Here is a 23,232-nt window from a genome sequence, read left to right as displayed (position 1 = left end):
CTTTCCTCCTGATGAGATCACTGCTCTTTATATTGTAATACAATATAAGATTCATTGGTAATGCTAATTTCCTCTAAATTTGATTTTTTTACAAGCGGAATCCATATGATTTGGCCGTTGCCATTTTCAACGATTGGGAGAAGGTTGCGCTCTTCCCTCGGTATTTTTTTATCAATAAAAATATCTTTTACCTTTTTCGTGCCGTTCATGCCTTTAATTGTCATTTTGTCTCCTTTTTTTCTGCTCCGAATAATTAAAGGCGGAACGTACCATTTTTTTGGAAGATAGAAAACGTCATCACCTTTATACGAAGGAATCCCAAAAAAGGTTTCAGTAAAAAATATTTTTCCGTTCGGCAAATGTATTTTTCCCGGTACCGGTACCGTGTAGCAGAAAGATTCACTATTTGGCGATTGAAACGTAAAGGTGCATTCATCATAAGATTTTATGACTTTGAGCCCCATAGGCAAATGAAGCATCCCCGAAGGGTGCGCTTTCATCAAAAATTCGTTTACATTTTCAATATGAACAGCCGAGAAGGAGCCGCTTTTTATCAGATCATTCAATATTTGATAAACCGCTCTCCTTTTGATCGGATCAGGAAGCTTTTTATATTCTTGTTTATGAATAGTAACGGAAGAATTCGTTTTTCTTATCACTACTTTATTTAATTTTTCCTTCGTTAATTCCTCCAAAAATCGCTCATCATCCAAAAAGACCTCACTGAAATATTGAAAATGTTCATGCAGCCTTTTGTTCTCCTTTTTCAAAAACGGCAAAACATATTTGCGAAACCTGTTCCGTGTATACGTATCTTTTTCATTGCTTGGATCAAATCGGGGCGCCAGCTGAAATTCTTCACAATACTTTAAAATTTCATCCTTTGTTGCGGCTAAAAAGGGGCGTATGATTCTCCCTCTGCCGAAAGGCCGTATGACAGGAATTCCCGCTAGTCCCTTCCCTATTGTTCCGCGAACAAGATTCATTAAAATCGTTTCAATTTGGTCATCTCCATGATGAGCTAGAGCCAAAGCATCCGCCTGAAGCTGATCCATCAACTCTAAGAAAAATTGGTAGCGGCATTCTCTAGCAGCCTGCTGGGCATTCAACCGGTGTTTCTCAGCATAACGGGCCGCATTGATTTGCTTAGCGTAACAAGGTATGTTTAATTCCCGGCAAAAATTGATGACAAATTCCATCTCTTTTTGTGATTCTATGCCTCGGAACATATGATCAACATGTGCTGCTATAACAGTGATGCCAAATTGATCTTTAAATGTATTTAAAAAATGTAGAAGTGCCAGTGAATCCGGGCCGCCGGACACACCTACTATGACCGTACTATTTTTTTGGAGCAATTGATGTTTTTCAATAAACGCACATACATTTTGAATCAAAGACCGTCACATCCAATATTTCTCTAGTTATCTTTATCCTATCATTATTTGCCTGCCTTCTGCAAAGACAAAGCCTTTTGCATTTTACTGTTATTTTCCTAAAAGGGAAGCAGTTCAGATCGGACATTTTTTGAAATAGTCGGGGCACTCGCGGAAGCATGAGAAGGGGGAAAAGCACTGCCGCTTTAAACAAGCAGCAGCCATTTACAGAAGTGTCGCAAAAATATATAAAGAATATAGAAATGCCAGGCAAACCATAATCACCAATGTTTCGATCAGCCCTTTGCTTTTCTTTTTCTTTCTTTTTCGATTGTTAGCTGTCCTTTTCGGTTTAGATTGTGCTTGTACATTTCTCTTTCTTTGCAAATTAGCGTTTGAAACATGATGCAAAAGATCCTGCTTCATTTCCAAAGCGGATGAATAGGAGCCAAATAAAGCTTTCGTCAACACTTGTTTTCTTTCGTTTAAAAAAGGATGGGAGTTAATGATTTGCATCAATTGCTCCTTACTGTTTCCTTTTTTTGAAAAGCGTTTTTGAAAAACAGCATTGATAATAATCATACCGACTGCAAAAAGATCATATTTCGGTTCAGCTTTTCTCGTCCCCAATTCCCAGTATCCCCTGTCAAAAAACTCTGTAAATTCTTTAATGGATCTTCCGTTTATCGTTGTGCCACCTACATCAATACAGCGAATTTTAGGAGGAGGTCCTGTAACAATTAGATTGTCAGGCTTTAAATCACCAAAAACCCAGCCTGACTGATGAAGCTCCTCCAAATTGGACAAAAGCTGCAAGATTAGCACGTCAATCCAAATCGCACCATTATTTTTAATAAACTGGATAAAATGTTCACCTTTAACATACTCCATAACATAAAACGGAAGCATCTTTCCGCTAGCTGTGTTAAACCAATCGTCCACATCGATCAAAGAAGGCCCAAGGCACGAACCTTGGACCTTGGCCAGTCTCTTTAACACGTTTACTTCTGAAGTGATTCCCATGCTATTTTCACTTATTTTTAATGCTGCATACCCTTTACTGGATTCAATAAGGTAAACCGACCCTGTTGCTCCGCACCCCAGCATTTTTAATATCCGATACGTGTTTCCATGCCATTTTCCTTTAATAATGGTACCGGGAAGAACTTTACATGCTTTGTTCATCGAGGTATTCATCATCGAGCATTCCCCTCAATGAGCGTTTTTGTTTAAAATGTTGTATAGCTCCTTTTATCGCCGGACCAGTTGGTGTCAATCCTTCTGTCGTTAATTTCGGAAAAATGGTTGATAAAGAATCCAGTTTCGGAGTCCAATCCAATAAAATTTCTGTTTCTGATCTTTTCCCAGGAAATATAAACAGCGAATATTGATTATTGCCTATTCTTGAATTTAGGCTAATGGATAAATCAAAAAGCGCTTCTTTTACCGTTGGAAGCTTTGGCCCCATGCTTGCACTCGTATCTACGAGAATTAAAATTTCTAAATTGACCGTTTCACCAAGCTCTTCCACAACCTCCATAACTTCACCACGCTGTTCAGGCGGCAGCTCTTCAATAGAAGTTGATTTTCCTAAAATATGCTTTAATTCACGATTAACAACTCCCTGCAATGTTTGTGTCATCGCTTTTCTAGTGACCATCTGTACTGTTTGTGAAAGCTGATGGGCATAAACTACCTGGCTCACTCCTCCCCCTGCCTCAGCAATTCCTTCTATTTCCTGCATTGCATCTTGATCTATCACATTCTCTTCTAAAATCCCAATTACGTTGACAGTAATCCCATGCTCCTTAGCTAAAGCCGCCATAGCAATTGGATCTTCACCATGATTTGAGCATCCGTCAGTTAACAACAAAATTTGTTTTAATGTCCCTTTTCTCATTTTTCCTCCTCCTGGTCAATGATTTATTACCATCCTCACCAGAAGGAAAACGTTTTATACTAAGCATGGCAGAAAATCAGCTTATCTTTTTCGATTTATAAAAATTTGAAACAGGGATCGCCGCCCATTTCGGTGTATTATGATTAATTCGAGCCACCACAACCGTCATATCGTCATCGATTGCCCCCGATCTGGAGCGGATCACCTCCTCCATAATTAAATCGGCTATTTCTTGTGGATCATCAGTCTCTATTTCTTTTATTTTTCTTTTCATCCATAAATCATAATTTTCTACATGCCTTGGTCCCTCAAATATTCCGTCACTCATCATAATTAATAAATCTCCTGCTTTTAGCTGTTCGTCTACAATGTCCACCTCAAAATCATCGATAATGCCGATCGGCAAATTACTAGACTCGATTTTGATAATTTTATTTCCTCGTTTAATAAAACTCGGAGTAGATCCGATTTTCATAAATTTGCAATTGGCGCTTTGTAAATCAATGATAGACAAATCTAATGTTGCATAAATTTCATCTGTCGTTCTCAGCGACAATATAGAGTTGATGGTTTTGATAGCAATTTTTTCATCAATGCCTGATTGAAGAATTTTTTCCAACAATTTAATCGTTTCATTGCTTTCAAAATGAGCCCTTTCCCCGTTCCCCATTCCATCGCTAATGGCTATGGCAAATTTTCCGACGCCCAATTCAATCATGGAATGGCTGTCGCCTGAAACAAGACCTCCTCCTTTTGCAGCATGAGCAACACCCGTTTCTACTTTGTATGCTTTTGCAGAACCGAACACAACGTGGCAAAATCCATTTGGATAACCTGCACATTCTTCATTTTTCACGATGATCATTTCGTTTAATATATCGGAAAGCATCGGAGCAATAATTTTTTCACATTCTCCATGGCCGCCGCAATACGGAATGCTCATTTCTATATCGACGTTCCCTTTTTCAAGGCTGTATATATCAATATGGCCAATTTCTAAACCGAAGTTTTGAAGAGCATAGAAAATTTGCTCTTCCTGCAGAAAATGATGTTCCCGTTCCTTTTTCATTTCCCGAGAAAAGTCGGACATTACTTGAGCAACTCCTAGCAGCTGTTCAGCTACCAATCTTCTGCTTTCTTGCACTTGCTTTTTTAATTTCCGATTCGCTTCTAAAAAGTGCATTTCCTGCTCAATCGTCCCGACCACTAGATTAGCTTTCGAACAATGCCTGTGAAGCTTTTTCTGCAATCTGCGATTATTTGCATACGTCTTTTCTTTCGTTTCATTCATCACTTGCTTCATTAATTGATATGTCTGGTCAAAATTGTTGACCCAGCATTTCTCCTTCTTAAAACAAGTTTGGCATGTCTGTCCGGTGATCTTGCTTAAAAATAAATCCGTTTCTCTTTCTACATCCTCTCCATCCTCCGGGTAAAAAGTCGAAAAGCTCTCAGATAATGCCCGAAAAACGTTAGAAAATTGATCAACCCGCCGAGCAGTTATATCACGTATATTTCGAACATACTTTTGCTGCTCCAAAACATGCTCGTTTGTTCCAGGAATATGCTTTGCCAACTGTTCTGTAAAGCTTTTCGGGGTCAGTAAAAACAGCAAAACCGCGGCGCCCGATTCCCATAAGGTTGTCCAAACATCAGCCGATCCTTCTCCATATAGCGTGATTAAAAGTGAGCCAATGATCAGGCCAACTGACGCTCCTGCTTTTTGTCCTTCCTTTAGCAGACCTCCCAATAAACCTGAAAATGCAAGTAGGCTCATATGATACAAATTGGAGACATTCGCCAGGCTAAGCACCAAACCTGTTACAGCACCAACTGTACATCCGATGCCTGCACCTCCGGTAAAAGCGAGCAATAGGACAATATATCGTGAAAGAACGTGTTCCGCCTGTATATTTTGGTAACTGATTCCAACTAAGCCCGTCATGACGGACGCAAGCAAAATCATCAAGCAGATAATCTCTTCGACTCGTAAAGTTTGTTTATATTTCCGCACTGAAAGAAGCGGGATGCTCTGCAAAAAAATCAACGTCAGGATGATCGACAGACCTGCCTCAACCCCTGTCATTAAAAGATCGTACGTGCTGATAAATCCTGCAGTTAACTTTGAATATAAAAGGCGGCTGGCAGCAAGTCCCGAAAAAATCGTAAAAGGCAATATTTTTATTTCATCTGTTTTAATGAAAAAACTAGTCATTTTATGAAGCAAAAGAAATATACATATAGAAGAAAGCACTAACAAACATAATTCCAATGAGATGGTGAATGCCCCTGCAATTAGTGATAGTGCAGCAAGCAATGCCTTGTCCCTTTTTAAAAGCCATACAGCTCCAAAAAAAGGAAGGGCGAACGGAATAATTTCAGATAAAATAAAAGCTCTCCCCAGCAAAAACCCGACCAATACATAAACAAACCCTTTGTGAAACAGAAAAGAATGCAAATGCAGCCCCGCTCTTTTCCAAGATCTCCATAGAAGTGATTGTGTTCTTTCCAATTGGACATTGGCAAAAGGTATCAGAAATCTTCTCTCAACTTTTTCCATTATAGCGACACTCCTCCTACTACCGTAATTGATAGTCATTATACAAGCTTTTCATAAAGGAATTTGTCAAAAGGAGGAAATTGTTTATAAGAATATTTCGACGATTTCTGTTATAGACGACAAATCTTTTAAAAGGAACAGAGCAGCCCATTGAGACATTGAGTCGCGTCATTTCAAAGAGATGATTGTAACAGCGTGTTGGTCCGTTTTAAAAGCGAAAGCCGAAAAACATGAGTCGGAACTTGTTGAAATCGGTGAAAAATTAAATTTATCTATCCTATATAAATACAAAATTTTAAACTTTTCCATAAAAAAAGACTCTTTCTTTTAAAGAAAGAGCCTCTTCTCATGACCCGTACGGGATTCGAACCCGTGTTACCGCCGTGAAAGGGCGGTGTCTTAACCACTTGACCAACGGGCCAATATTCAATTGGTAGCGGCGGAGGGAATCGAACCCCCGACCTCACGGGTATGAACCGTACGCTCTAGCCAGCTGAGCTACGCCGCCAAATCAACTGCATCTTTATGTTCATGTAAAATACGCACATGTTCTATAATACATATGAACATGAGAGCCGTCAACAATAAAATAAAAAAATAATTTTCGGACAATTTAAATACACCACCTGAATCTTCAGGTGGCGGTCTGCGATCATCTATAACATTAACAGCAGCAAGTTACCCCCTTCTTGCTCCTCTCCCTCCTCGTCTTGATTCAGTGTGACGCCGAAGTGAAGCAAGACGGTCCTCGCTCTCTTTTAAAAAGCGGCTCATTTTTTGCTCAAAACTTTCTTTGGAACGATGATCATGTTTTTTTGGACGATCTTTTGCCTTTTTGATGGACAATCCGATTTTTCCGTCTTCTTCTACATTAATAACCTTGACTTCAACCTCATCGCCGACTTTTAAATGATCATGAATGTCTTTCACGTAATTGTCAGCAACTTCACTAATATGAACAAGTCCTGTTGAGCCTCCTGGCAGCTCCACAAATGCTCCAAAATTCGTAATGCCAGTTACTTTACCTTGTAACTTGCTGCCAACTTCAATTGACATAAAAAAAATGCTCCTCCTTAAATCATAAAAAAATTAAAAATAATTTATTTAATTATACAAAAATAAAAAAACGGGGTCAATATTACTGTTCATTCCCCGGAATATTAAAAATGACTTCTCCTTCATCAGATAAAAAATAATCTTTTCTTGCAAGCTTTGTGATATATTCTTCATCCTTCAGCTTGATGATTTCTGCCTTCAAATCTTTTTCCTCTTCTTTTAAATTCTCCAGTTTTGTTTCAAGCTGTTTTTTTTCTTCAAGCTTCTTATTGATAGCAATTGATTGAGAAACGAGCGTTGACGCCATAATCGCAATACAAGTAACAGCCATTATACCAAATGCAGCTAACCGTCGAATTAGCCCTCGTTTTCTTCTTTGTCTCATCTCAGCTTTAACTTCTTGTCCGGGTTCATTTGTTTGCTGCAGCATAGCTACATTCAACTCTCGTTTCTCTCTCATTCCTGCAATCCCTCCTAAATTTAGCGGAACCGACGATACAGCTTACGTAACATATTCTTTATATTTATGAATATTCCTTCTATGATTTGTTTCGAATGCAGCATCTTTTGCTTTATTGGTTGAGGAGCTTTTCCCCAAAGTATGTTCAATCCCCATAGTAATGGCGCTAATAAAATTTTACATAACTTGAATAAGAGTTGTGAAGACCATTTGATAACCTTCCATAAAAATAGTAAAAGAGACATAGAACATGCTATCGCCATATGAACTATCCATTTAATAGGATTGATAAGAAGCAGTAAAACGATTTTTACAAAAAATTGGTATATAGAAACAGCGATTTTTATCATAATCCGCAAACATGCCATGTATCCGTTCCGTAGGAGGCTTTGATAGGCGGCAAAACCGCATAAAAGTGCTAAAAATACATAAAATCTTAATTCCCCTTGATTTACATACAATAGAACATAAAAAGTTAAAAGTCCTTGAACCGCCCAAAATACTAAATCGTTTAAAAAAACAACCCACCTTTTTCGATCCCATCTTTTTAAAAAAAAATTGTAAGTATCAAGTGCGGCGCCTAGAAAACTGCCCATGCCGATCATCGCAATCATGGTGTAAAATTGAGTGGTAAGGGTCATTTAAACAACTTGCTAAAAATCCCTTTAGCCTTCTCCGAGCTGAAATCATCTAAATAAGAAACTTCATAAATTTTTCCTTTTATGGATACGACGCCTTTATCGACATCCAAGTTTTTCATTTGTAAATGTTCTCCCCGAACCGCGAGCGGACCCATTACCGTCTCAAGCAAAAATTCCTCATTATCAAAGCTTTCCACCTGCTTCACGCCAGAAATATCTAACAGCTTCCGGTCCTTCATGACTACATTATGCTCCTGCACGGTTTCTTTATGTGAATGGTTACCGCCATAATACTGGCTCATTATCATCCCCCCGCACTCTAATTAATGGATGCTTTCCTTTTACATTTTTATGTAAGATGTGCAGGGTTTAGAACAAGCCTTGATGTTTCCTTGTACAATACAGGGAGCGTTTTATAAATCTGTCCTTTGTTCTTCCTTCAAAATGGTATAAAGATTTTTTGCCTCTTCCTTCTTTACTGTTTCATTTATAGATTCGATTTTTATTGTCACTACCTTATGTCCAAATTGAATGGACAGCTCGTCGCCAACCTTCACATTGGAGCTCGCTTTTGCTGGATGCCCGTTGATTGTCACCCTTCCTTGATCTGCCACTTCCTTGGCAAGCGTGCGTCTTTTCACCAGCCTCGATACTTTTAAAAATTTATCTAATCTCATTTCCGATCCCCCTCTTTCATTTTAGCCTCTTCCCAATATTGATCCATTTCTGCCAAAGACATACTTTTTAAATTTTTCCCAGCATTACGGGCCTTTTGTTCTATAAACCGAAATCTCCGCGAAAACTTTTCGTTTGTCATGACTAATGCTTCTTCAGGCTCAATTTCGTAAAATCTTCCAACATTAATAAGAGCAAACAGAATATCGCCGAACTCTTCTTTTGCTTTTTCCGTTCCACCATCTCCATTATCGATTTCCTTTTTAAACTCCTGCAGTTCTTCTGACACCTTCTCCCAAGCATCCAGTACATCCGGCCAATCGAAACCGACTTTCGCCGCCTTTCTTTGATATTGATAAGCTTTTGACAGAGCTGGGAGCGCCTTTGAAACAGAATCTAAAAGTGATTCGCTCTCATTCCTGTTTTCAGATTTTTTTGCTTCCTCCCAGCTCTTTACAGCTTCTTCTGCATTTTGTGCCTCGACATTGCCAAAAACATGGGGATGGCGGCGGATCATTTTATCTGTTAACATGCGAATCACATCATCAATGGTAAAAAATCCTTCGTCATCTCCAATTTGGGCATGAAGCACCACCTGAAGCAAAACGTCTCCGAGCTCTTCAATCATATGATCAATATCATTTTCATCAATAGCTTCAATCAGCTCGTAGCATTCTTCAATTAAGTACCGCTTTAATGATTGATGGGTTTGCTTTCGATCCCACGGACAGCCGTTTGGCCCGCGAAGTGTTCGAATGACGTTTCGCAACGCTGAAAAGCGATGATACAGCAATTGTTCATCCTTGACCGGCGGGATGTATAACGATGTTAAATTGCTCAGTTCTACACATCTATCCATTTCATATAATCGAACTTTTTTAATGTCCTCGTATTTGCTCCCTGCAGCCGTTACGAGGTAAACTTCATAATCGAACGGCAAGTCTTCCATTAACGTCAATTTCACATCCGATGCAATCATCTTGTCATAAACTTGGCAAATAATCAAATGCTGCCGAAAGGAAAGCTCTTCCCGCTTCATATCCTGCGCATCAATGAATTGCAAGCCTTCGACAGGATCGATGCGCAGAGCTTGAAACATTGCATCCAAAAACGATTGTCCGCCCTGTATCGACACATTTACTTTTCCTTGCTCCATTTCCTTCAGCAAAAGCTGAACGGTTTTTTCTGCAACAAGCGGATGTCCAGGTACCGCATATACGATATGCTGATATTTTTCTGCTTCCTCCAATAGTTTTTTTGCAATTTCCGCATAAACATCTTCAAATTGATCAAACATTTCATAAACGGAATCGAAAGACTGAAACGAGCCAATTTCGTCTTTAATTTCACTTAAAACAGGATGATCCTCTGTTCTTACAAATAGCGGCAGACTGGAGGTCAAAATTTTAAAAACCCCTAGCGGCAGCTGATCGACATCCCCCGCGCCCAGGCCAACAATCGTAATTTGCTTATCCATTTTCCTTCCTCTCTTTCCATGCACTGATCCAACAAACCAGTTTATTTTTAAAAGGCAAGCTCTCTATTTCCTTCCCTGTAAAAATGGCTGATTGGATGATGAAAAACATATACACAGCCGCTCCGAAAACGACAGCTGTCAATGATTGAATGGAAGCGCTCATACGCGTTTCGTCTGATATAAAAAAATCAAATAGAAAAAAGTAAAGCTTGATCGATAAAAACATGACAACAGCAGAGCCAATCATTTTCCATACAGCCTTGAAAGAAGCTAACTTATATTTTTTCCGATTTAAAACCGCTAGATTCAACAAGCACACGACTCCATATCCGCAAACAGTCGCCAATGCCGCCCCGTATGTATGGAAAAACGGAATGAAGCATTCATTGAGTAAGATTTTCACGGCTACTCCGGCTAAAACAGATAAAGCCGGCCAGACGGTTTCATTGACTCCTTGCAAAATGCCGGCAGACGTTATCGCAACCGAGCTAAATAAAATCGAAATGCTGAACACCGATAATACGCCCGCCCCTTTTGTATCGGCAAACAGCATGAAATCAACTTGCTCGATGATGGAAATTAAACCTGCCGTAGCCCCGATGGCGACAATCAAACAAATTTTAAAAGATAAAGCGACATGCTGCTGAATATATTGAAATGCTTTATGCCGAAACGATGAAATAAGCGGAACAAGAGACAATGCGAGAGATGTAGCTGCAACCGTTCCTACCTGCAATAGCGGTTGTCCCCGATCATATATGCCTTTTGCTATTTTCGCTGCTTTAGGATCTGCACCGCTGCTGACCATCAGTTTATACAGCTGAAATGAATCTGCCAATTGCATAAAAATCATCAGCATGCTCGTCAAACAAAAGGTCACAGTATAAATCAGCAATTTGATTAAGATCTTTTTCACAGATACAGCCGCTTCTTTCGATGATCGGGAAAGCGGTAACGGCACTCTTTTTTTCCAATATACAAGCAAAAGCATAAACGCCCCGATATACCCAATGAGGGAGCTAAAAATGGCGCCGGCAGCTGTTTCATAAAGATCGAATCCATTATAAACGAAAAAGCAAGTGATCGATAAAAAAGCACCGACCCGTATAGCTTGTTCAACGATTTGCGACAAAGATACCGGCAGCATTTCATGGCAGCTTTGAAAAACGCCTCTTAGCATTGAAATAAATGGAAAAAACAGAAACGAACATGCAGCCGCTTTTAATAAAAGCGCCAGTTTCGGATCACCCATCCAACGGGCAAGCTTGTCAGCTCCTAAAAACAAGCTCGTGAACGAAAACAGACTGATCAAAGCAAAAAAAGAAAAACAGACGACCAATATTTTCCGGAAATTTTTAAAATTGCTGCCATCGCTATACTCATTCAGCAGCTTTGACAGAATAACCGGAAATCCCGTTGTCGATAAAACCATGACAATTGCTAAAAACGGATATATTTGCTGATAAATATAAAAACCGATATCCCCTACAATATTTTGATAAGGAACTCGGTAGATAGCACTTAATCCTTTCGTAATGATTCCAGCAGCCGTCAATAAAACCGCACCTTGCAAAAATTTGTTCGTTCTTGCTTGAGGCACATTTTGAATCACACGTTTACTCCTTCCAAAATTCATGCTTCATCTTTTTCCAGCATATTATAACATAATCTCGTCCACATTCGGCCGAAAGAGAATCTTTAGAGCGCTCGGCTAAACTTCACGGCTTTTAAGTCCAAATTCCGGCATAAGTTCCGTAAATAAAAAAAATCTAACACATACCCCATTTTTAACCTTCGTGGTTTTCGCAAACCTAGAGACACCTTTCCTGAAAGGTTTATTTTCTGCTCCTTGCCACGCTCAATAAAATTTAACAGCGATGAAATGCCCGCTATCCTGTTGACTATTGTGAAGGGAATTGGCTGTCCGCCCTTCGAAGTGATGAGCTTTCTTGGCAAATTCATCGGCAGGATTTTAGAAAAATTCCCCAAAATAAGAAGGTGAATTAGAGGAACAAAAGGTTTTAGTCTGTTCCTAAAGAGGAAAACCAGAACTTCAACAAACCGTGTCGAAATATCATATAGATGAACTTTGAAAATGATGGAAATAAATCCATCCAACACAATCATGTTTTACGTTGTAGCTTTCCATCCGAAAGATGTTTTAAACAGGTAGCGCCGTCGTTCGTTAAATACGTGAAGAGTGGAAATAAAGAAGAGACCACAGAAACTGTTGTGAATTCTGTGGTCTCTTTTATTAACGTGGTGTTGGAGACAGTCTGCTTGTGGAAGAAGTAAAAAAGTAATTATTCCCTTTATTGTTCCATTTGTCTTGCCAAAAAACTAGCGGCTGTCTCAACTGCCTTACTTTCTACTTCTGTTAAAGGCTGCTCTTTCGAAAATATGACAACAGCCCCGATAGGATCACCGTTTGCAATGATCGGTCCAATGCAATAAGATTTTACTTGTTCTGTTACACCATCAGCGATTTCAATTTCTTCTTCTTCTGAAATGAAAACCGATTGCCGTTCATCCATCACCCGTTCCAGCAGCTCGCTTATATTTTTATTCAAATACTCTTTTTTCGAAACTCCGGAAACAGCAATAATAGCATCACGATCACATATGAGAACGGGGCTGTTTAAGCTATCGAATAACGCTTCAGCATATTCTTTCGCAAAATCACTCAATTCACTGATTGGGGAGTATTTTTTCAGTATTACTTCACCATCTCGGTCAACGAAAATTTCTAATGGGTCGCCTTCACGGATACGCAATGTTCTTCGAATTTCTTTAGGAATGACTACACGGCCTAAATCATCAATCCGTCGAACGATACCAGTTGCTTTCATCTTATGCTGCCTCACTTTCATCTAAAGATTAGTAAAGTAGCGATTGCCCTTTTTCCATTTTTGGAACAATCACCATCGTTGAAATTAGTATCCTTCACTAACCACGTAATATACATGATGAAAGCGAATTTTTTCCAAACACCGCTTAAAAACCCATTGCCAGCATTTCCATTTTAACCCTGTTTCAATATTAGCCGGCAGAAACTTCTTCTTTCTTTGCGTCTTTTAAGCCTGCCAACAGCTTCATTAAAATAGACAGCCATTTTTCAGTTTCTAAATTATGAATTTGCAATGTTAATTTCAGCCTTTTCCCTTCCATGCCAAACCCGACTATGCGACCGAATTCATCCGTTAGCTCGAACAATTTTTGTCCGTCAAAGGAGCTGCTTGCTTCCTCTGAAATAAGAATCGTGATAAGATCTTTCGTTTGTTTAATGACTTCGACTTTTTCTTGCCGTGCATATAACTTTAGCTTCGCTACTTTAAACAAAAAGTCTACTTCCTTTGGATACTCGCCAAATCTGTCCAATAATTCTTCATGCAGTTCCTGTAAATCATCAAACGTTTCGATGCCTCTAAACCTTTTGTACATGTCAATCTTTTGTTTTCCATCATCAATGTAAGACTGCGGAATGTAGGCATCTAATTCAAGCTCAATTTCAACTTCCCTTTTTGTCTCTTTTGGCCGTTCACCTTTCCGTTGTTCGATCGCTTCCTTCAGCATTTGGGAATATAAATCAAAACCTACCGAATCAATGAAGCCATGCTGTTGAGGACCTAACAAATTACCGGCTCCCCGAATGGCCAAATCACGCATCGCAATTTTAAAACCTGAACCTAATTCAGTAAATTCTTTAATGGCCTGCAATCGTTTTTCAGCAACTTCTGATAAAACTTTGTCCTTCCGGTAAGTAAAATATGCGTAAGCGACACGATTGGAACGACCGACACGCCCGCGCAATTGATAGAGCTGAGAAAGCCCCATTTTATCGGCGTCATAAACAATCAATGTATTTACATTCGGAATGTCCACACCTGTTTCAATAATAGTTGTGCTGACAAGCACGTCATATTGGCCATCCAAAAAGTTTAATATTACCGATTCAAGCTCATTTTCAGACATTTTTCCATGTGCAAAGGTTACTCTTGCATCTGGAACAAGCATAGAGATTTCATTGGCTTTCCGGTCGATATCCTCAACCCGGTTATATAAAACGTATACTTGACCTCCTCGCGCTAATTCACGTTCGATCGCTTCTTTCACAAGCATTGGGTTATATTCCGCTACATATGTTTGAACAGGAAAGCGATTTTCTGGAGGAGTTTCAATAATTGATAGATCACGCACGCCGATCATGGACATGTGGAGTGTTCTTGGAATCGGAGTTGCCGTCAAAGTTAACACATCAATGTTTGCTTTCATTTGTTTTATTTTTTCTTTATGTGTAACTCCAAATCGCTGCTCCTCATCAATAATCAACAAGCCTAAATCTTTAAATTGAACATCTTTGGAAAGCAAACGATGTGTTCCAATGACTAAATCGATCGTTCCATTTTTCAAGCCTTTAATCGTTTCATTCTGCTCTTTTCTCGTCCGGAAGCGGCTTAATACACCAATGTTAATTGGGTAATCTTGAAAACGATCCCTGATCGTTTCGTAATGCTGCTGCGCTAAAATGGTTGTCGGAACAAGAAAGGCAACTTGTTTTTGATCCATAATCGCTTTGAAGGCAGCCCGAATCGCCACCTCGGTTTTCCCATATCCGACATCTCCGCAAAGAAGTCGATCCATCGGCCGCTCCCGTTCCATATCCTTTTTCACCTCTTGAATGGAACGAAGCTGATCTTCTGTTTCTTTATAAGGGAATGTTGCTTCAAACTCCCTTTGCATTTCCGAATCAGGGCTGAACGCATAGCCTTTGCTTGCTTCCCGCTCAGCATACAGTTTAATTAAATCGTCAGCAATATCTTGAACAGACGATTCCACTTTTTTCTTGACTCTTTTCCATTCGTTTCCGCCTAATTTGTAAATTTTCGGCTCTTTTCCTTCTGTGCCCACATATTTTTGAACTTGATCAATTTGTTCAACTGGAACATACAGTTTGTCATTTCCTTGGTAACGAATGTGCAGGTAGTCTTTGTGTATACCGTTAATTTCTAAAGTTTCAATTCCAAGATATTTTCCAATCCCATGATTAACATGTACGACATAATCTCCCACTTCAAGCTCAGAATAGCTTTTAATTCTTTCTGCATTTGAAAGCTTCTGCCTTTGCTGTCTTCGTTTAACCCTCTTTTTGAAAAGTTCTTCTTCCGTTATGACCGCAAGTCGTCCTAAAGGAAGTTCAAAGCCTGTCTGTAAATCTCCTTTTAAAATGTGCAGCCCCTTTGACAGAATGTGGTTTGAATCAGAAATGACCGCTTCAATCTCATAGTCTCCAAGCACCCGTTCAAGTCTTTTGGTCCGTTCATCATTTGCACCGAGAAAAACTACGGTGTAATTTGCCTTGATCCAGCGATCAACTTCTGATTTCAACAAGTGCATTTGTCCATGGAAATTTTGCATCTGCTTGCAAGACACGTTCATCAAATTTTGCGGGTTTGTATAGGGGACATGCCGCAAAAACAGTGATAAATAAACAATTGGATAAGATGTGTCACGTATAAGCTGGTAGTATTTATGGGACACTTTCGCATCATGGACAATTTTCCCTTGTTCCAGTAAAGAAGTAAACCATTCTCCTTCTTCATTCTCAAGATGATCAACCATTTCATGCACACGGCTTACTTCATCAATGACAATAACCGTATCCGCAGGGAAATAATCTAGCAAACTAGCAGGTTTGTCATAAAAGAATGAAAAATATTTAAAGAACTCCTGATCCTTCTGCCTATTTTGCAATTTTTCCAGATCATAGCGGATATTTTCTATAAATAAATTTTTGTGCTCATCTTTTTTCAATTTCTTTAAGCTGTTTGATAAAGCCGCTTCTAACTGCTTCATTCCTTTTTCATAATGGCTGTCCGTTAAAATGATTTCTTCTGCCGGTCCGATTGTCACTTCTTGAATCATTTCAATCGATCTTTGGTCTTCAAGACTGAACGTTCGGATTGAATCTACTTCCGTATCAAATAGTTCGATGCGAATAGGATGTTCCTCCGTTAAAGGATAAATATCAATAATTCCACCGCGCACGCTGAATTCCCCAGGAGCAGACACCATGGAAACACGTTCATATCCCATTGAGTGAAGATGCGGAAGCTTCTCGTTTAATTCAAATGTTCCTCCAACAGAAATAGAAAGCTGATGGCTTTTCCATAACTCTTTCGGTGGGAGCATTCGTCTTAATGCAGCAACAGGGGCTACAACGATGCTTTTTTCACCTTTACATAAACGATTCAACACTTCCATCCTTTGTGCTTTTAGCTCTGGACTTGCGACTGCGATCTCAGATGCGATCAATTCATTTACAGGATACAAATAGACGGAATCGCCTAGTAAATTATTTAAATCTTCATAAATGATCTGAGCTTGATAAAGGTTATGAGTCACAACCAGCATCGGTTGTTTGATATCTTTGTAAAAAGCGGAAATAAATACAGACCTTGCTGAGCCAGAAAGTCCGGCTACCATTTGCTCTTTCAAACCTTCTTTTATACCGTCTACAACTGCTTGAAAGTCGTTTTGCGCATAAAAAAATTGATACAGGCTTTCCAAACTCCAGCCTCCTCTCGACAAATATAAAAATGCTTTGGAAATTTTGAAATCAAGTTTCCAAAGCTTTTACTGTATAAAATTTTCATATTGATGAAAATCGGGATTTCGCTCTAGCGCCTCCTGACAATCTTCACAAATACTTTTGACATGAATATCACCGTTTGGAAGATACTCGATCATTTCTTTCCGCTCTTCGTTCGTTAAATGATGAAATCCTAAATCGACGCTAAAAACAGATTTTTCAATGCTACCAATTTTGACGCCGCAATGGCGGCAATAATAATGAAGCGGCATCCTCCAACCTCCTGCACTTGTGGAATGAAAGGTTTTATGATTATTATGAACGGCAGGAGCCATTTTTATACGTTTGTTAATTGTATTCGTTCATGACTTCTAAGAATGGAGTGTGTATCCATTTTTCACATGCACTAGCCGATCGATCAACGGAATGTTGAATATGGTGCATTTCTTCTTCTGTAAATTTTCCTAATACATAGTCGACGATATCCATCGCGTGTTTCGGACGGCCAATCCCAATTCGAATCCGTTTAAAATCTTCCGAACCTAAATGCTGAATGATAGATTTCATTCCGTTGTGACCACCAGCACTCCCTTTCATTCTAAGGCGAATCTTGCCTACAGGCAAATCTAAATCGTCATATATTACAACCAACTGTTCAGTTGGGACATTGTAATAATTCAGTAAAGGACGAATGCATTCACCCGATAAATTCATAAATGTAAGCGGTTTTATCAATAATATCTTTTCATTTGAAAAATGACCGATACCGTATATCCCGTTAAATTTGCTTTCATTTAAAGATATGTTTAAACGCTTTGATAATTCATCAATTACCATAAACCCAACGTTATGTCTAGTTTGTTCATATTTTTTTCCTGGATTGCCAAGCCCTGCTATTACTTTCATGAAATGTCCCCCAATTTTTTATGATAGTGAGATGACAATTAATAGCATAAAAGACGTAACCAAAATAGGTTACGCCTAATTTATTCTTCTACAGCTCCGTCTTCCTTCTCTTCACTTTTTTGCTCATCAGCCGTATCCAAGTCTTCATTTTCCGGCGGCAGGATGGTTGCCACAACCGTTTCAGGCTCATCTAAAATTTTAAACTGTCCATCTGTTTGAATATCTTGTACATGGATTGTATCATCTATTTCTAAGTTTGTTACATCGACTTCAATCGCCGAAGGAATATGAGCAGGTTTCGCTCTCACTTCCACCTCATGTGTTGTCTGCTGCAGCACACCGCCCTCTCTTACTCCTTTTGCTTCTCCAATTAAGACAATTGGTACTTCGATATCTACTTCATCATCCATATCGACAACATAAAAATCCGCATGTATAATCGTGTTTTTCATTGGGTCATGCTGCAGTTCGTACAGGAGGGCTTGATGGTTTTCGCCGTCAAGCTGAATGTTCAACATCGCATTGCGCCCTTGTTCGCGCAAAATTTTTAACAATTCCGATTCGCTCACTAAAATCGCTTTGTTCTCTTGTTTTTTTCCGTAAATTACGGCAGGAATTTGTCCTTGCTTTCTAGCTTTTCTTCTTGACGAATTGGTAAATGATTTTCTTTCTTTTGCATGTATGACTGCTGTCATGGTAATCCCCTTTCTTTCAGACTTTTTTTCTAATAACTCAATTCGAAAAAAGCCTTCTTACTACTATTGGTTTCCCATCATCACAAAGTCTAAACATGCTAATGAAAGAAATAATCAACTCACAACTCGCAAAGAAGATCCCTATAATATTATAATCTGCTAAAATCGTTTAAAAGTCAAAGACAAAATATTAGTCAAAAAGCACGCTGACCGATTGTTTTTCATGAACACGGATGATCGCTTCACTTAGCAATGGAGCGACAGAAAGCTGAATCAGCTTTTCAATTTTTTTCTCTTCCGGCAAAGCGATTGAATTCGTTACGACTAACTCTTTAATCTTCGAGTTTTGAATTCGTTCTATCGCAGGTCCAGACAACACCGGATGTGTACAGCAGGCATAAACTTCCCTTGCCCCATGCTCTACTAGAGCATTTGCCGCAAGCGTAATCGTTCCTGCTGTATCGATGATATCATCAATTAAAATGGCTGTTTTGCCTTCGACATTCCCAACAATGTTCATAACTTCAACCATATTTGGCTTAGGACGGCGCTTATCGATTATGGCAATTGGCGCCTTCAGCCGATCTGCCATTTTTCGTGTTCTCGTCACACCGCCATGATCAGGAGAAACAATGACAATATCATCAAAGCGTTTTTCCAAGAAATAATCTGCTAAAATCGGCACTCCCATTAAGTGATCGATAGGAATGTCAAAGAAACCTTGGATTTGCGGAGCATGCAAATCAAGAGTAATCATCCTTGTCGCGCCTGCAGTTTCCAATAAATTCGCAACAAGCTTAGCAGTAATAGGTTCTCTTGCACGTGCTTTCCGATCCTGCCGCGCATAACCATAGTATGGCATAACAATATTAATGGTTTTGGCAGATGCACGTTTAAGCGCATCAATCATAATGAGCAATTCCATTAAATGCTCATTGACTGGATCACTTGTCGATTGGATCACGTATACATCGCAGCCGCGAATGCTTTCTTCAATATTAATTTGAATCTCCCCGTCACTAAATCTCGTAACCGAACTTTTTCCCAAATCGACTCCTACTATATCCGCGATCTCCCTGGCAAGGGCTGCGTTTGAGTTTAAAGAAAAGATTTTTAAATTTTCGTCTTTATAACGATTTTTTGTCATTGTAAAGGGACCCTCCAAATTACGATTTTTTACCATTCATTTTTTCGATGACGTATCTCTCTTTATTCACTTGACGAGCCCTTGCGATCGATAATGCGCTGCCAGGGACGTCATCTGTAATAGTTGATCCGGCTGCTACATATGCTCCTTCGCCAATCGTAACCGGCGCAATAAGGTTTGAATTACATCCAATAAAGGCTCCGTCTTCGATTTTCGTTAAATATTTATTTTTCCCGTCATAGTTAACTGTTATCGAACCGCAGCCAAGATTCACCCCATTCCCAACTTCTGCATCTCCAATATAGCTTAAATGGGATGCTTTCGATTCTTTTCCAATTTTAGATTTCTTGACTTCGACAAAATTCCCAATTTTTACTCCATCGTCAATAACGGAGGCTGGGCGAATGTGTGCGAACGGACCGATGTTAACCTGATTTCCGATCTGACTGTCATGAACAACAGAATGACGGATGTTCGTATTATGGCCAATTTGGCAATCTTTAATTTCGGAGTTGGGACCGATTTCACATTCCTCTCCGATAACCGTTTTACCGATAATGACTGTACCCGGATAAATGACAGTATCTTGTCCGATCTCTGCATCTGCTGATATATATGTATTATCAGGATCGACAATTGTAACTCCGTTTTTCATATGCTTTTGATTGATTCGCCTTTTCATAATAAGCTCCGCTTGCGAAAGCGCTATGCGGTCGTTTACCCCTAACGTTTCTTCAAAAGAATCTGTTTGAAACGCTGAAATGATTTCGCCTTTTTCCTTCAAAATCTCAATTACATCCGGCAAATAATATTCGCCTTGCGCATTGTCATTATTGACATGCTTTAAAGCTTCAAATAAGGAAGCGTTATCAAAGCAATAAGTTCCCGTATTAATTTCTGTCACAAGACGTTCACTTTCTGTAGCATCTTTATGCTCAACTATTTTTTCAACCAGCCCTTCTTCATTGCGGATCACTCGTCCATATCCAGTCGGATCATCCGCTTCTGCTGTCAGAATGGTGGCTTTTGCTTTCGTTTCCAGATGATGCTTTAACAATTTTTCAAACGTCTCGCTGGTGATCAGCGGCGTATCGCCACAAACAACAATTGTCGTTCCTTCTTTCCCCTCAAGATATTGAGCCGCCTGCAAAACAGCGTGAGCAGTTCCAAGCTGCTGCTCCTGCAAAACATACAATGTCTGTTCGCCGAGCTCTGATTTTACTTTTTCCGCACCATGACCGACGACGGTAATGATTTCGTCAACTTGAAGCTTGGAAACATTGTCTATCACATGCTGTACCATAGGTTTACCGCAAACAGGATGCAGCACTTTATAGAGCTTTGATTTCATTCTTGTTCCTTGCCCGGCTGCTAAGATGACTGCAAAACATTTCTCCATTTATAGGCCTCCAATACCCTTTTTATCCATAAAAATCTTATCTTAAATAATGTTCTATTTCAAGAAATCTTGTGTGATTCCGTAAATTTCCGTTTCACTCTATTTTTCTCGAAAAAGGTACAGAAATAGGATAGGAATTTTATTAAAAATCTACGAGGAAGCCCTAAATTTTATGCTTCTTCCCTCTTTTCTAAAGGCCGGTTTTGATACTTTGACGAAAAAACAAGAAGGAAAAGAACGCCTGATTGGAGGCCTTAACACAAAAAAAATTCATTTCAGCAGAACAACATTGCCTAAAGTTTTTTTGATTCATTCGATTGCTTCCTTTCGATGAACCAGATTTTCTGACGGTGGCTGAACGTAGAAGGTTATACTTGGATGCATTGTTGTTCAACGAAGTTGATTTACGATTTACAGCTCTGCATTTCTTCGTTTTTTCAAATGCCGATGTATGAACATTAATTTTTGAAACAAATACCATTTCCTATACAACCATCAGACTTGATGATCAATAGCTGCATAACAATTGAGTATGTAAGAAAAACAAAGGAGGCCATCTATTCTTTTGCAAACGTTTACTAAATCGTATTAGTGAACAGATCCTTTAAAAAAGAAAGGGTCTTAAGCTGAATGCTTTAAGCCCCTTCTTTTACATCATATTTTTATGAAGCCCCTGCTTCTTCATATTCAAAATCTTCCGTCTCACCTAAACGGTGATATTCAGCTAGAACAGCGTCTTGAATTTTACCGCGAGTATTTGAATTAATAGGATGTGCAATGTCTCGAAACTCTCCATCCGGTGTACGTTTACTAGGCATTGCTACAAAAAGGCCGTTATTTCCGTCAATTACACGTATATCGTGGACGACAAATTCATTATCCAATGTTATGGACGCAATCGCTCTCATCCGACCTTCTGTATTGACGCGGCGCAATCTTACATCTGTCACTTCCATCCTGTTCACCACCTTTTTCTTCGCAAAAACTTTAGTAACCATAATTCAACAATTCAACGGATTTTTAAATTTTCCTTCTTTTCACACAAAAAATTTTTGGGAAAAATAAAAAAATAAAAAAGGATCCGATTCGCAAAACGGATCCTGAACAATCAACCTTTTATTTAACTAAAGCAATCACTTCAATTTCAACGAGGACATCTTTCGGAAGTCTTGCAACTTCCACACATGACCGAGCAGGCTTATGCGTTTGAAAATATTCCCCATATACTTCATTAAAAGCAGCGAAATCGTTCATATCTTTTAAAAATGCGGTTACTTTGACAACAGTTTCCAACGAAGCGCCTGCTTCTTCCAATACACCCTTTAAATTCGCGAAAACTTGGTGAGTCTGTTCTTTAATATCTCCTTGTACCAAGTTTCCTTCAGGGGTTAAAGGAATTTGTCCAGAGCTATAAAACATGTTATTCACAATAATTCCTTGAGAGTATGGTCCGATTGCAGCCGGAGCCTTTTTTGTTGAAACGACTTTCATTTTGAAACACTCCCTTACGATTCATTATTTTTATGCTAGAGGAAATCGAAATAATTTCCTTTACTAACTTGTATGGATCGTTCCTTTTCATTCATATCGGAAAGTTTTAAAATGGAAATATATTCATTTACAAGCCGTTCATCCACGCTTTCTGATTCCACAAGAACCCCAATTCCTGAAACATTTGCGCCAAATTCAGACAGCATGCTGATCATGCCGTTGATCGTTCCTCCGGCCTTCATAAAGTCGTCAACAATTAACACATTCGATCCTTCTTTTAAGCTCCTCTTTGCAAGCGTCATAGTTTGGATTCTTTTCGAAGAGCCTGAAACATAATTAATGCTTACCATCGGCCCTTCTGTCACTTTATTGTCACGGCGAACGATGACAAAGGGAACATCCAAATAGCTGGCAACTGCATAAGCAATTGGGATCCCTTTCGTAGCTACAGTCATGACGACATCAATTGTACGATTCGCAAAAACCGAAGCAAATAAACGCCCGATTTGATTCATCATTTTTGGATTTCCCAGTAAATCTGTTAAATATAAATAACCTCCAGGCAAAAGCCGGCTGGGGTCTGAGACTTTCTCGCACAGTCTTTGAATAATTCCATTTGCTTCGTCCCTCGTCACCTTCGGAATAAATTTGACACCGCCAGCTGCGCCTGGGGTTGTGATTAAAGTTCCGATCCCTTGTTGCTCAAAGGTTTGCTTTATGATCACTAAATCCTCGCTAATGGAGGATTTAGCTGATTCGTACCGTTCAGAGAAAAAAGTTAATGGGATGAGCGCATGTGGATGATGAAGCAAATAGTGTGTCATATCGACAAGTCTCCCACTGCGTCTAAATTTCATAGA

The 23,232-nt window shown here is 39.2% G+C and carries 21 protein-coding genes and 2 tRNA genes; all 23 read right to left on the bottom strand.

What is annotated here, in order from left to right; genetic code table 11:
* Positions 1-17: 17 nt before the first annotated feature.
* The 23 genes from tilS to purR all read right to left on the bottom strand — a co-directional run bounded on the left by tilS (position 18) and on the right by purR (position 23,229).
* Positions 18-1,394 (bottom strand): tRNA lysidine(34) synthetase TilS, encoded by a 1,377-nt coding sequence (gene tilS / locus RI196_RS00370; protein ID WP_311067311.1) that lies wholly within the window; start codon positions 1,392-1,394, stop codon positions 18-20.
* A gap of 207 nt (positions 1,395-1,601) precedes the next feature.
* Positions 1,602-2,576, bottom strand: a complete 975-nt coding sequence (gene prkT, locus RI196_RS00365; protein ID WP_063387566.1) for a serine/threonine protein kinase PrkT — start codon at positions 2,574-2,576, stop codon at positions 1,602-1,604.
* The gene (locus RI196_RS00360) at positions 2,545-3,276 is read right to left on the bottom strand and encodes a vWA domain-containing protein (protein WP_066247229.1); all 732 of its coding nucleotides are present in this window, start codon (positions 3,274-3,276) and stop codon (positions 2,545-2,547) included. The genes prkT and RI196_RS00360 overlap by 32 nt, the downstream gene beginning before the upstream one ends.
* 76 nt (positions 3,277-3,352) lie before the next feature.
* Positions 3,353-5,836 carry a stage II sporulation protein E gene (gene spoIIE / locus RI196_RS00355; RefSeq protein WP_311066716.1) on the bottom strand — a complete coding sequence of 828 codons (2,484 nt, stop codon included), beginning with the start codon at positions 5,834-5,836 and terminating at the stop codon, positions 3,353-3,355.
* 349 nt (positions 5,837-6,185) lie between these two features.
* Positions 6,186-6,257 (bottom strand) — tRNA-Glu (locus RI196_RS00350).
* A 10-nt stretch (positions 6,258-6,267) separates the two neighbouring features.
* Positions 6,268-6,344, bottom strand: a tRNA-Met gene (locus tag RI196_RS00345).
* Between the two features lie 170 nt (positions 6,345-6,514).
* Positions 6,515-6,892, bottom strand: coding sequence for a S1 domain-containing RNA-binding protein (locus tag RI196_RS00340; protein ID WP_063387569.1), 378 nt, complete (start codon positions 6,890-6,892; stop codon positions 6,515-6,517).
* Positions 6,893-6,974: 82 nt separating this feature from the next.
* Entirely contained in the window at positions 6,975-7,352 is a 378-nt protein-coding gene (locus tag RI196_RS00335) for an FtsB family cell division protein (protein ID WP_063387570.1), read from the bottom strand.
* 20 nt (positions 7,353-7,372) lie between these two features.
* Positions 7,373-7,948 carry a spore cortex biosynthesis protein YabQ gene (gene yabQ / locus RI196_RS00330; protein ID WP_240326796.1) on the bottom strand — a complete coding sequence of 192 codons (576 nt, stop codon included), beginning with the start codon at positions 7,946-7,948 and terminating at the stop codon, positions 7,373-7,375.
* A gap of 41 nt (positions 7,949-7,989) precedes the next feature.
* On the bottom strand, positions 7,990-8,295 hold the full coding sequence (gene yabP, locus RI196_RS00325) for a sporulation protein YabP (RefSeq protein WP_063387572.1): 306 nt from the start codon (positions 8,293-8,295) through the stop codon (positions 7,990-7,992).
* Positions 8,296-8,406: 111 nt separating this feature from the next.
* Positions 8,407-8,670, bottom strand: a complete 264-nt coding sequence (locus RI196_RS00320) for an RNA-binding S4 domain-containing protein (RefSeq protein WP_063387573.1) — start codon at positions 8,668-8,670, stop codon at positions 8,407-8,409.
* Entirely contained in the window at positions 8,667-10,145 is a 1,479-nt protein-coding gene (yabN, locus tag RI196_RS00315; RefSeq protein WP_311066715.1) for a bifunctional methyltransferase/pyrophosphohydrolase YabN, read from the bottom strand. Before yabN ends, RI196_RS00320 begins: the two co-directional genes overlap by 4 nt.
* The gene (locus RI196_RS00310; protein ID WP_311066714.1) at positions 10,138-11,757 is read right to left on the bottom strand and encodes a putative polysaccharide biosynthesis protein; all 1,620 of its coding nucleotides are present in this window, start codon (positions 11,755-11,757) and stop codon (positions 10,138-10,140) included. Before RI196_RS00310 ends, yabN begins: the two co-directional genes overlap by 8 nt.
* Positions 11,758-12,457: 700 nt before the next feature.
* Complete coding sequence (gene spoVT, locus RI196_RS00305; RefSeq protein WP_063387575.1) at positions 12,458-12,994, bottom strand: stage V sporulation protein T; 537 nt, start codon at positions 12,992-12,994, stop codon at positions 12,458-12,460.
* Between the two features lie 190 nt (positions 12,995-13,184).
* Positions 13,185-16,712 (bottom strand): transcription-repair coupling factor, encoded by a 3,528-nt coding sequence (gene mfd / locus RI196_RS00300; RefSeq protein ID WP_242009343.1) that lies wholly within the window; start codon positions 16,710-16,712, stop codon positions 13,185-13,187.
* A 66-nt stretch (positions 16,713-16,778) separates the two neighbouring features.
* On the bottom strand, positions 16,779-17,006 hold the full coding sequence (gene fin, locus RI196_RS00295) for an anti-sigma-F factor Fin (RefSeq protein ID WP_063387577.1): 228 nt from the start codon (positions 17,004-17,006) through the stop codon (positions 16,779-16,781).
* Between the two features lie 76 nt (positions 17,007-17,082).
* Entirely contained in the window at positions 17,083-17,640 is a 558-nt protein-coding gene (pth, locus tag RI196_RS00290; protein ID WP_063387578.1) for an aminoacyl-tRNA hydrolase, read from the bottom strand.
* 80 nt (positions 17,641-17,720) lie between these two features.
* Entirely contained in the window at positions 17,721-18,335 is a 615-nt protein-coding gene (locus tag RI196_RS00285) for a 50S ribosomal protein L25/general stress protein Ctc (RefSeq protein WP_063387579.1), read from the bottom strand.
* Positions 18,336-18,525: 190 nt separating this feature from the next.
* Positions 18,526-19,482: a ribose-phosphate diphosphokinase gene (locus tag RI196_RS00280; protein ID WP_063387580.1), complete on the bottom strand. Its 957-nt coding sequence runs from the start codon at positions 19,480-19,482 to the stop codon at positions 18,526-18,528.
* Between the two features lie 19 nt (positions 19,483-19,501).
* Positions 19,502-20,881 (bottom strand): bifunctional UDP-N-acetylglucosamine diphosphorylase/glucosamine-1-phosphate N-acetyltransferase GlmU, encoded by a 1,380-nt coding sequence (gene glmU, locus RI196_RS00275; protein ID WP_066247215.1) that lies wholly within the window; start codon positions 20,879-20,881, stop codon positions 19,502-19,504.
* A gap of 662 nt (positions 20,882-21,543) precedes the next feature.
* Entirely contained in the window at positions 21,544-21,837 is a 294-nt protein-coding gene (spoVG, locus tag RI196_RS00270) for a septation regulator SpoVG (RefSeq protein ID WP_063387582.1), read from the bottom strand.
* Between the two features lie 160 nt (positions 21,838-21,997).
* The gene (gene ridA, locus RI196_RS00265; RefSeq protein ID WP_063387583.1) at positions 21,998-22,372 is read right to left on the bottom strand and encodes a 2-iminobutanoate/2-iminopropanoate deaminase; all 375 of its coding nucleotides are present in this window, start codon (positions 22,370-22,372) and stop codon (positions 21,998-22,000) included.
* 35 nt (positions 22,373-22,407) lie between these two features.
* A complete protein-coding gene (purR, locus tag RI196_RS00260; RefSeq protein WP_063387584.1) occupies positions 22,408-23,229 on the bottom strand; it encodes a pur operon repressor in 822 nt (273 codons plus the stop codon).
* Positions 23,230-23,232 lie beyond the last annotated feature (3 nt).

This window comes from Aeribacillus composti (assembly GCF_031760945.1).
Lineage (GTDB): Bacteria > Bacillota > Bacilli > Bacillales > Aeribacillaceae > Aeribacillus > Aeribacillus composti.
This window is presented reverse-complemented; position numbering and strand designations above follow the sequence as displayed.

Excerpts from the sequence above, each read along its gene's own strand:
- purR (WP_063387584.1), bottom strand. The coding sequence starts at position 23,229 with ATGAAATTTAGACGCAGTGGGAGACTTGTCGATATGACACACTATTTG.
- spoVT (WP_063387575.1), bottom strand. The coding sequence starts at position 12,994 with ATGAAAGCAACTGGTATCGTTCGACGGATTGATGATTTAGGCCGTGTA.
- RI196_RS00280 (WP_063387580.1), bottom strand. The coding sequence starts at position 19,482 with ATGACAAAAAATCGTTATAAAGACGAAAATTTAAAAATCTTTTCTTTA.
- yabQ (WP_240326796.1), bottom strand. The coding sequence starts at position 7,948 with ATGGGCAGTTTTCTAGGCGCCGCACTTGATACTTACAATTTTTTTTTA.
- fin (WP_063387577.1), bottom strand. The coding sequence starts at position 17,006 with ATGCCGCTTCATTATTATTGCCGCCATTGCGGCGTCAAAATTGGTAGC.
- RI196_RS00360 (WP_066247229.1), bottom strand. The coding sequence starts at position 3,276 with ATGAGAAAAGGGACATTAAAACAAATTTTGTTGTTAACTGACGGATGC.
- RI196_RS00285 (WP_063387579.1), bottom strand. The coding sequence starts at position 18,335 with ATGACAGCAGTCATACATGCAAAAGAAAGAAAATCATTTACCAATTCG.
- spoVG (WP_063387582.1), bottom strand. The coding sequence starts at position 21,837 with ATGGAAGTGACAGATGTAAGATTGCGCCGCGTCAATACAGAAGGTCGG.
- spoIIE (WP_311066716.1), bottom strand. The coding sequence starts at position 5,836 with ATGGAAAAAGTTGAGAGAAGATTTCTGATACCTTTTGCCAATGTCCAA.
- yabN (WP_311066715.1), bottom strand. The coding sequence starts at position 10,145 with ATGGATAAGCAAATTACGATTGTTGGCCTGGGCGCGGGGGATGTCGAT.
- ridA (WP_063387583.1), bottom strand. The coding sequence starts at position 22,372 with ATGAAAGTCGTTTCAACAAAAAAGGCTCCGGCTGCAATCGGACCATAC.
- prkT (WP_063387566.1), bottom strand. The coding sequence starts at position 2,576 with ATGATGAATACCTCGATGAACAAAGCATGTAAAGTTCTTCCCGGTACC.
- yabP (WP_063387572.1), bottom strand. The coding sequence starts at position 8,295 with ATGAGCCAGTATTATGGCGGTAACCATTCACATAAAGAAACCGTGCAG.
- glmU (WP_066247215.1), bottom strand. The coding sequence starts at position 20,881 with ATGGAGAAATGTTTTGCAGTCATCTTAGCAGCCGGGCAAGGAACAAGA.
- RI196_RS00320 (WP_063387573.1), bottom strand. The coding sequence starts at position 8,670 with ATGAGATTAGATAAATTTTTAAAAGTATCGAGGCTGGTGAAAAGACGC.
- RI196_RS00340 (WP_063387569.1), bottom strand. The coding sequence starts at position 6,892 with ATGTCAATTGAAGTTGGCAGCAAGTTACAAGGTAAAGTAACTGGCATT.
- pth (WP_063387578.1), bottom strand. The coding sequence starts at position 17,640 with ATGAAAGTAATAGCAGGGCTTGGCAATCCAGGAAAAAAATATGAACAA.
- RI196_RS00335 (WP_063387570.1), bottom strand. The coding sequence starts at position 7,352 with ATGAGAGAGAAACGAGAGTTGAATGTAGCTATGCTGCAGCAAACAAAT.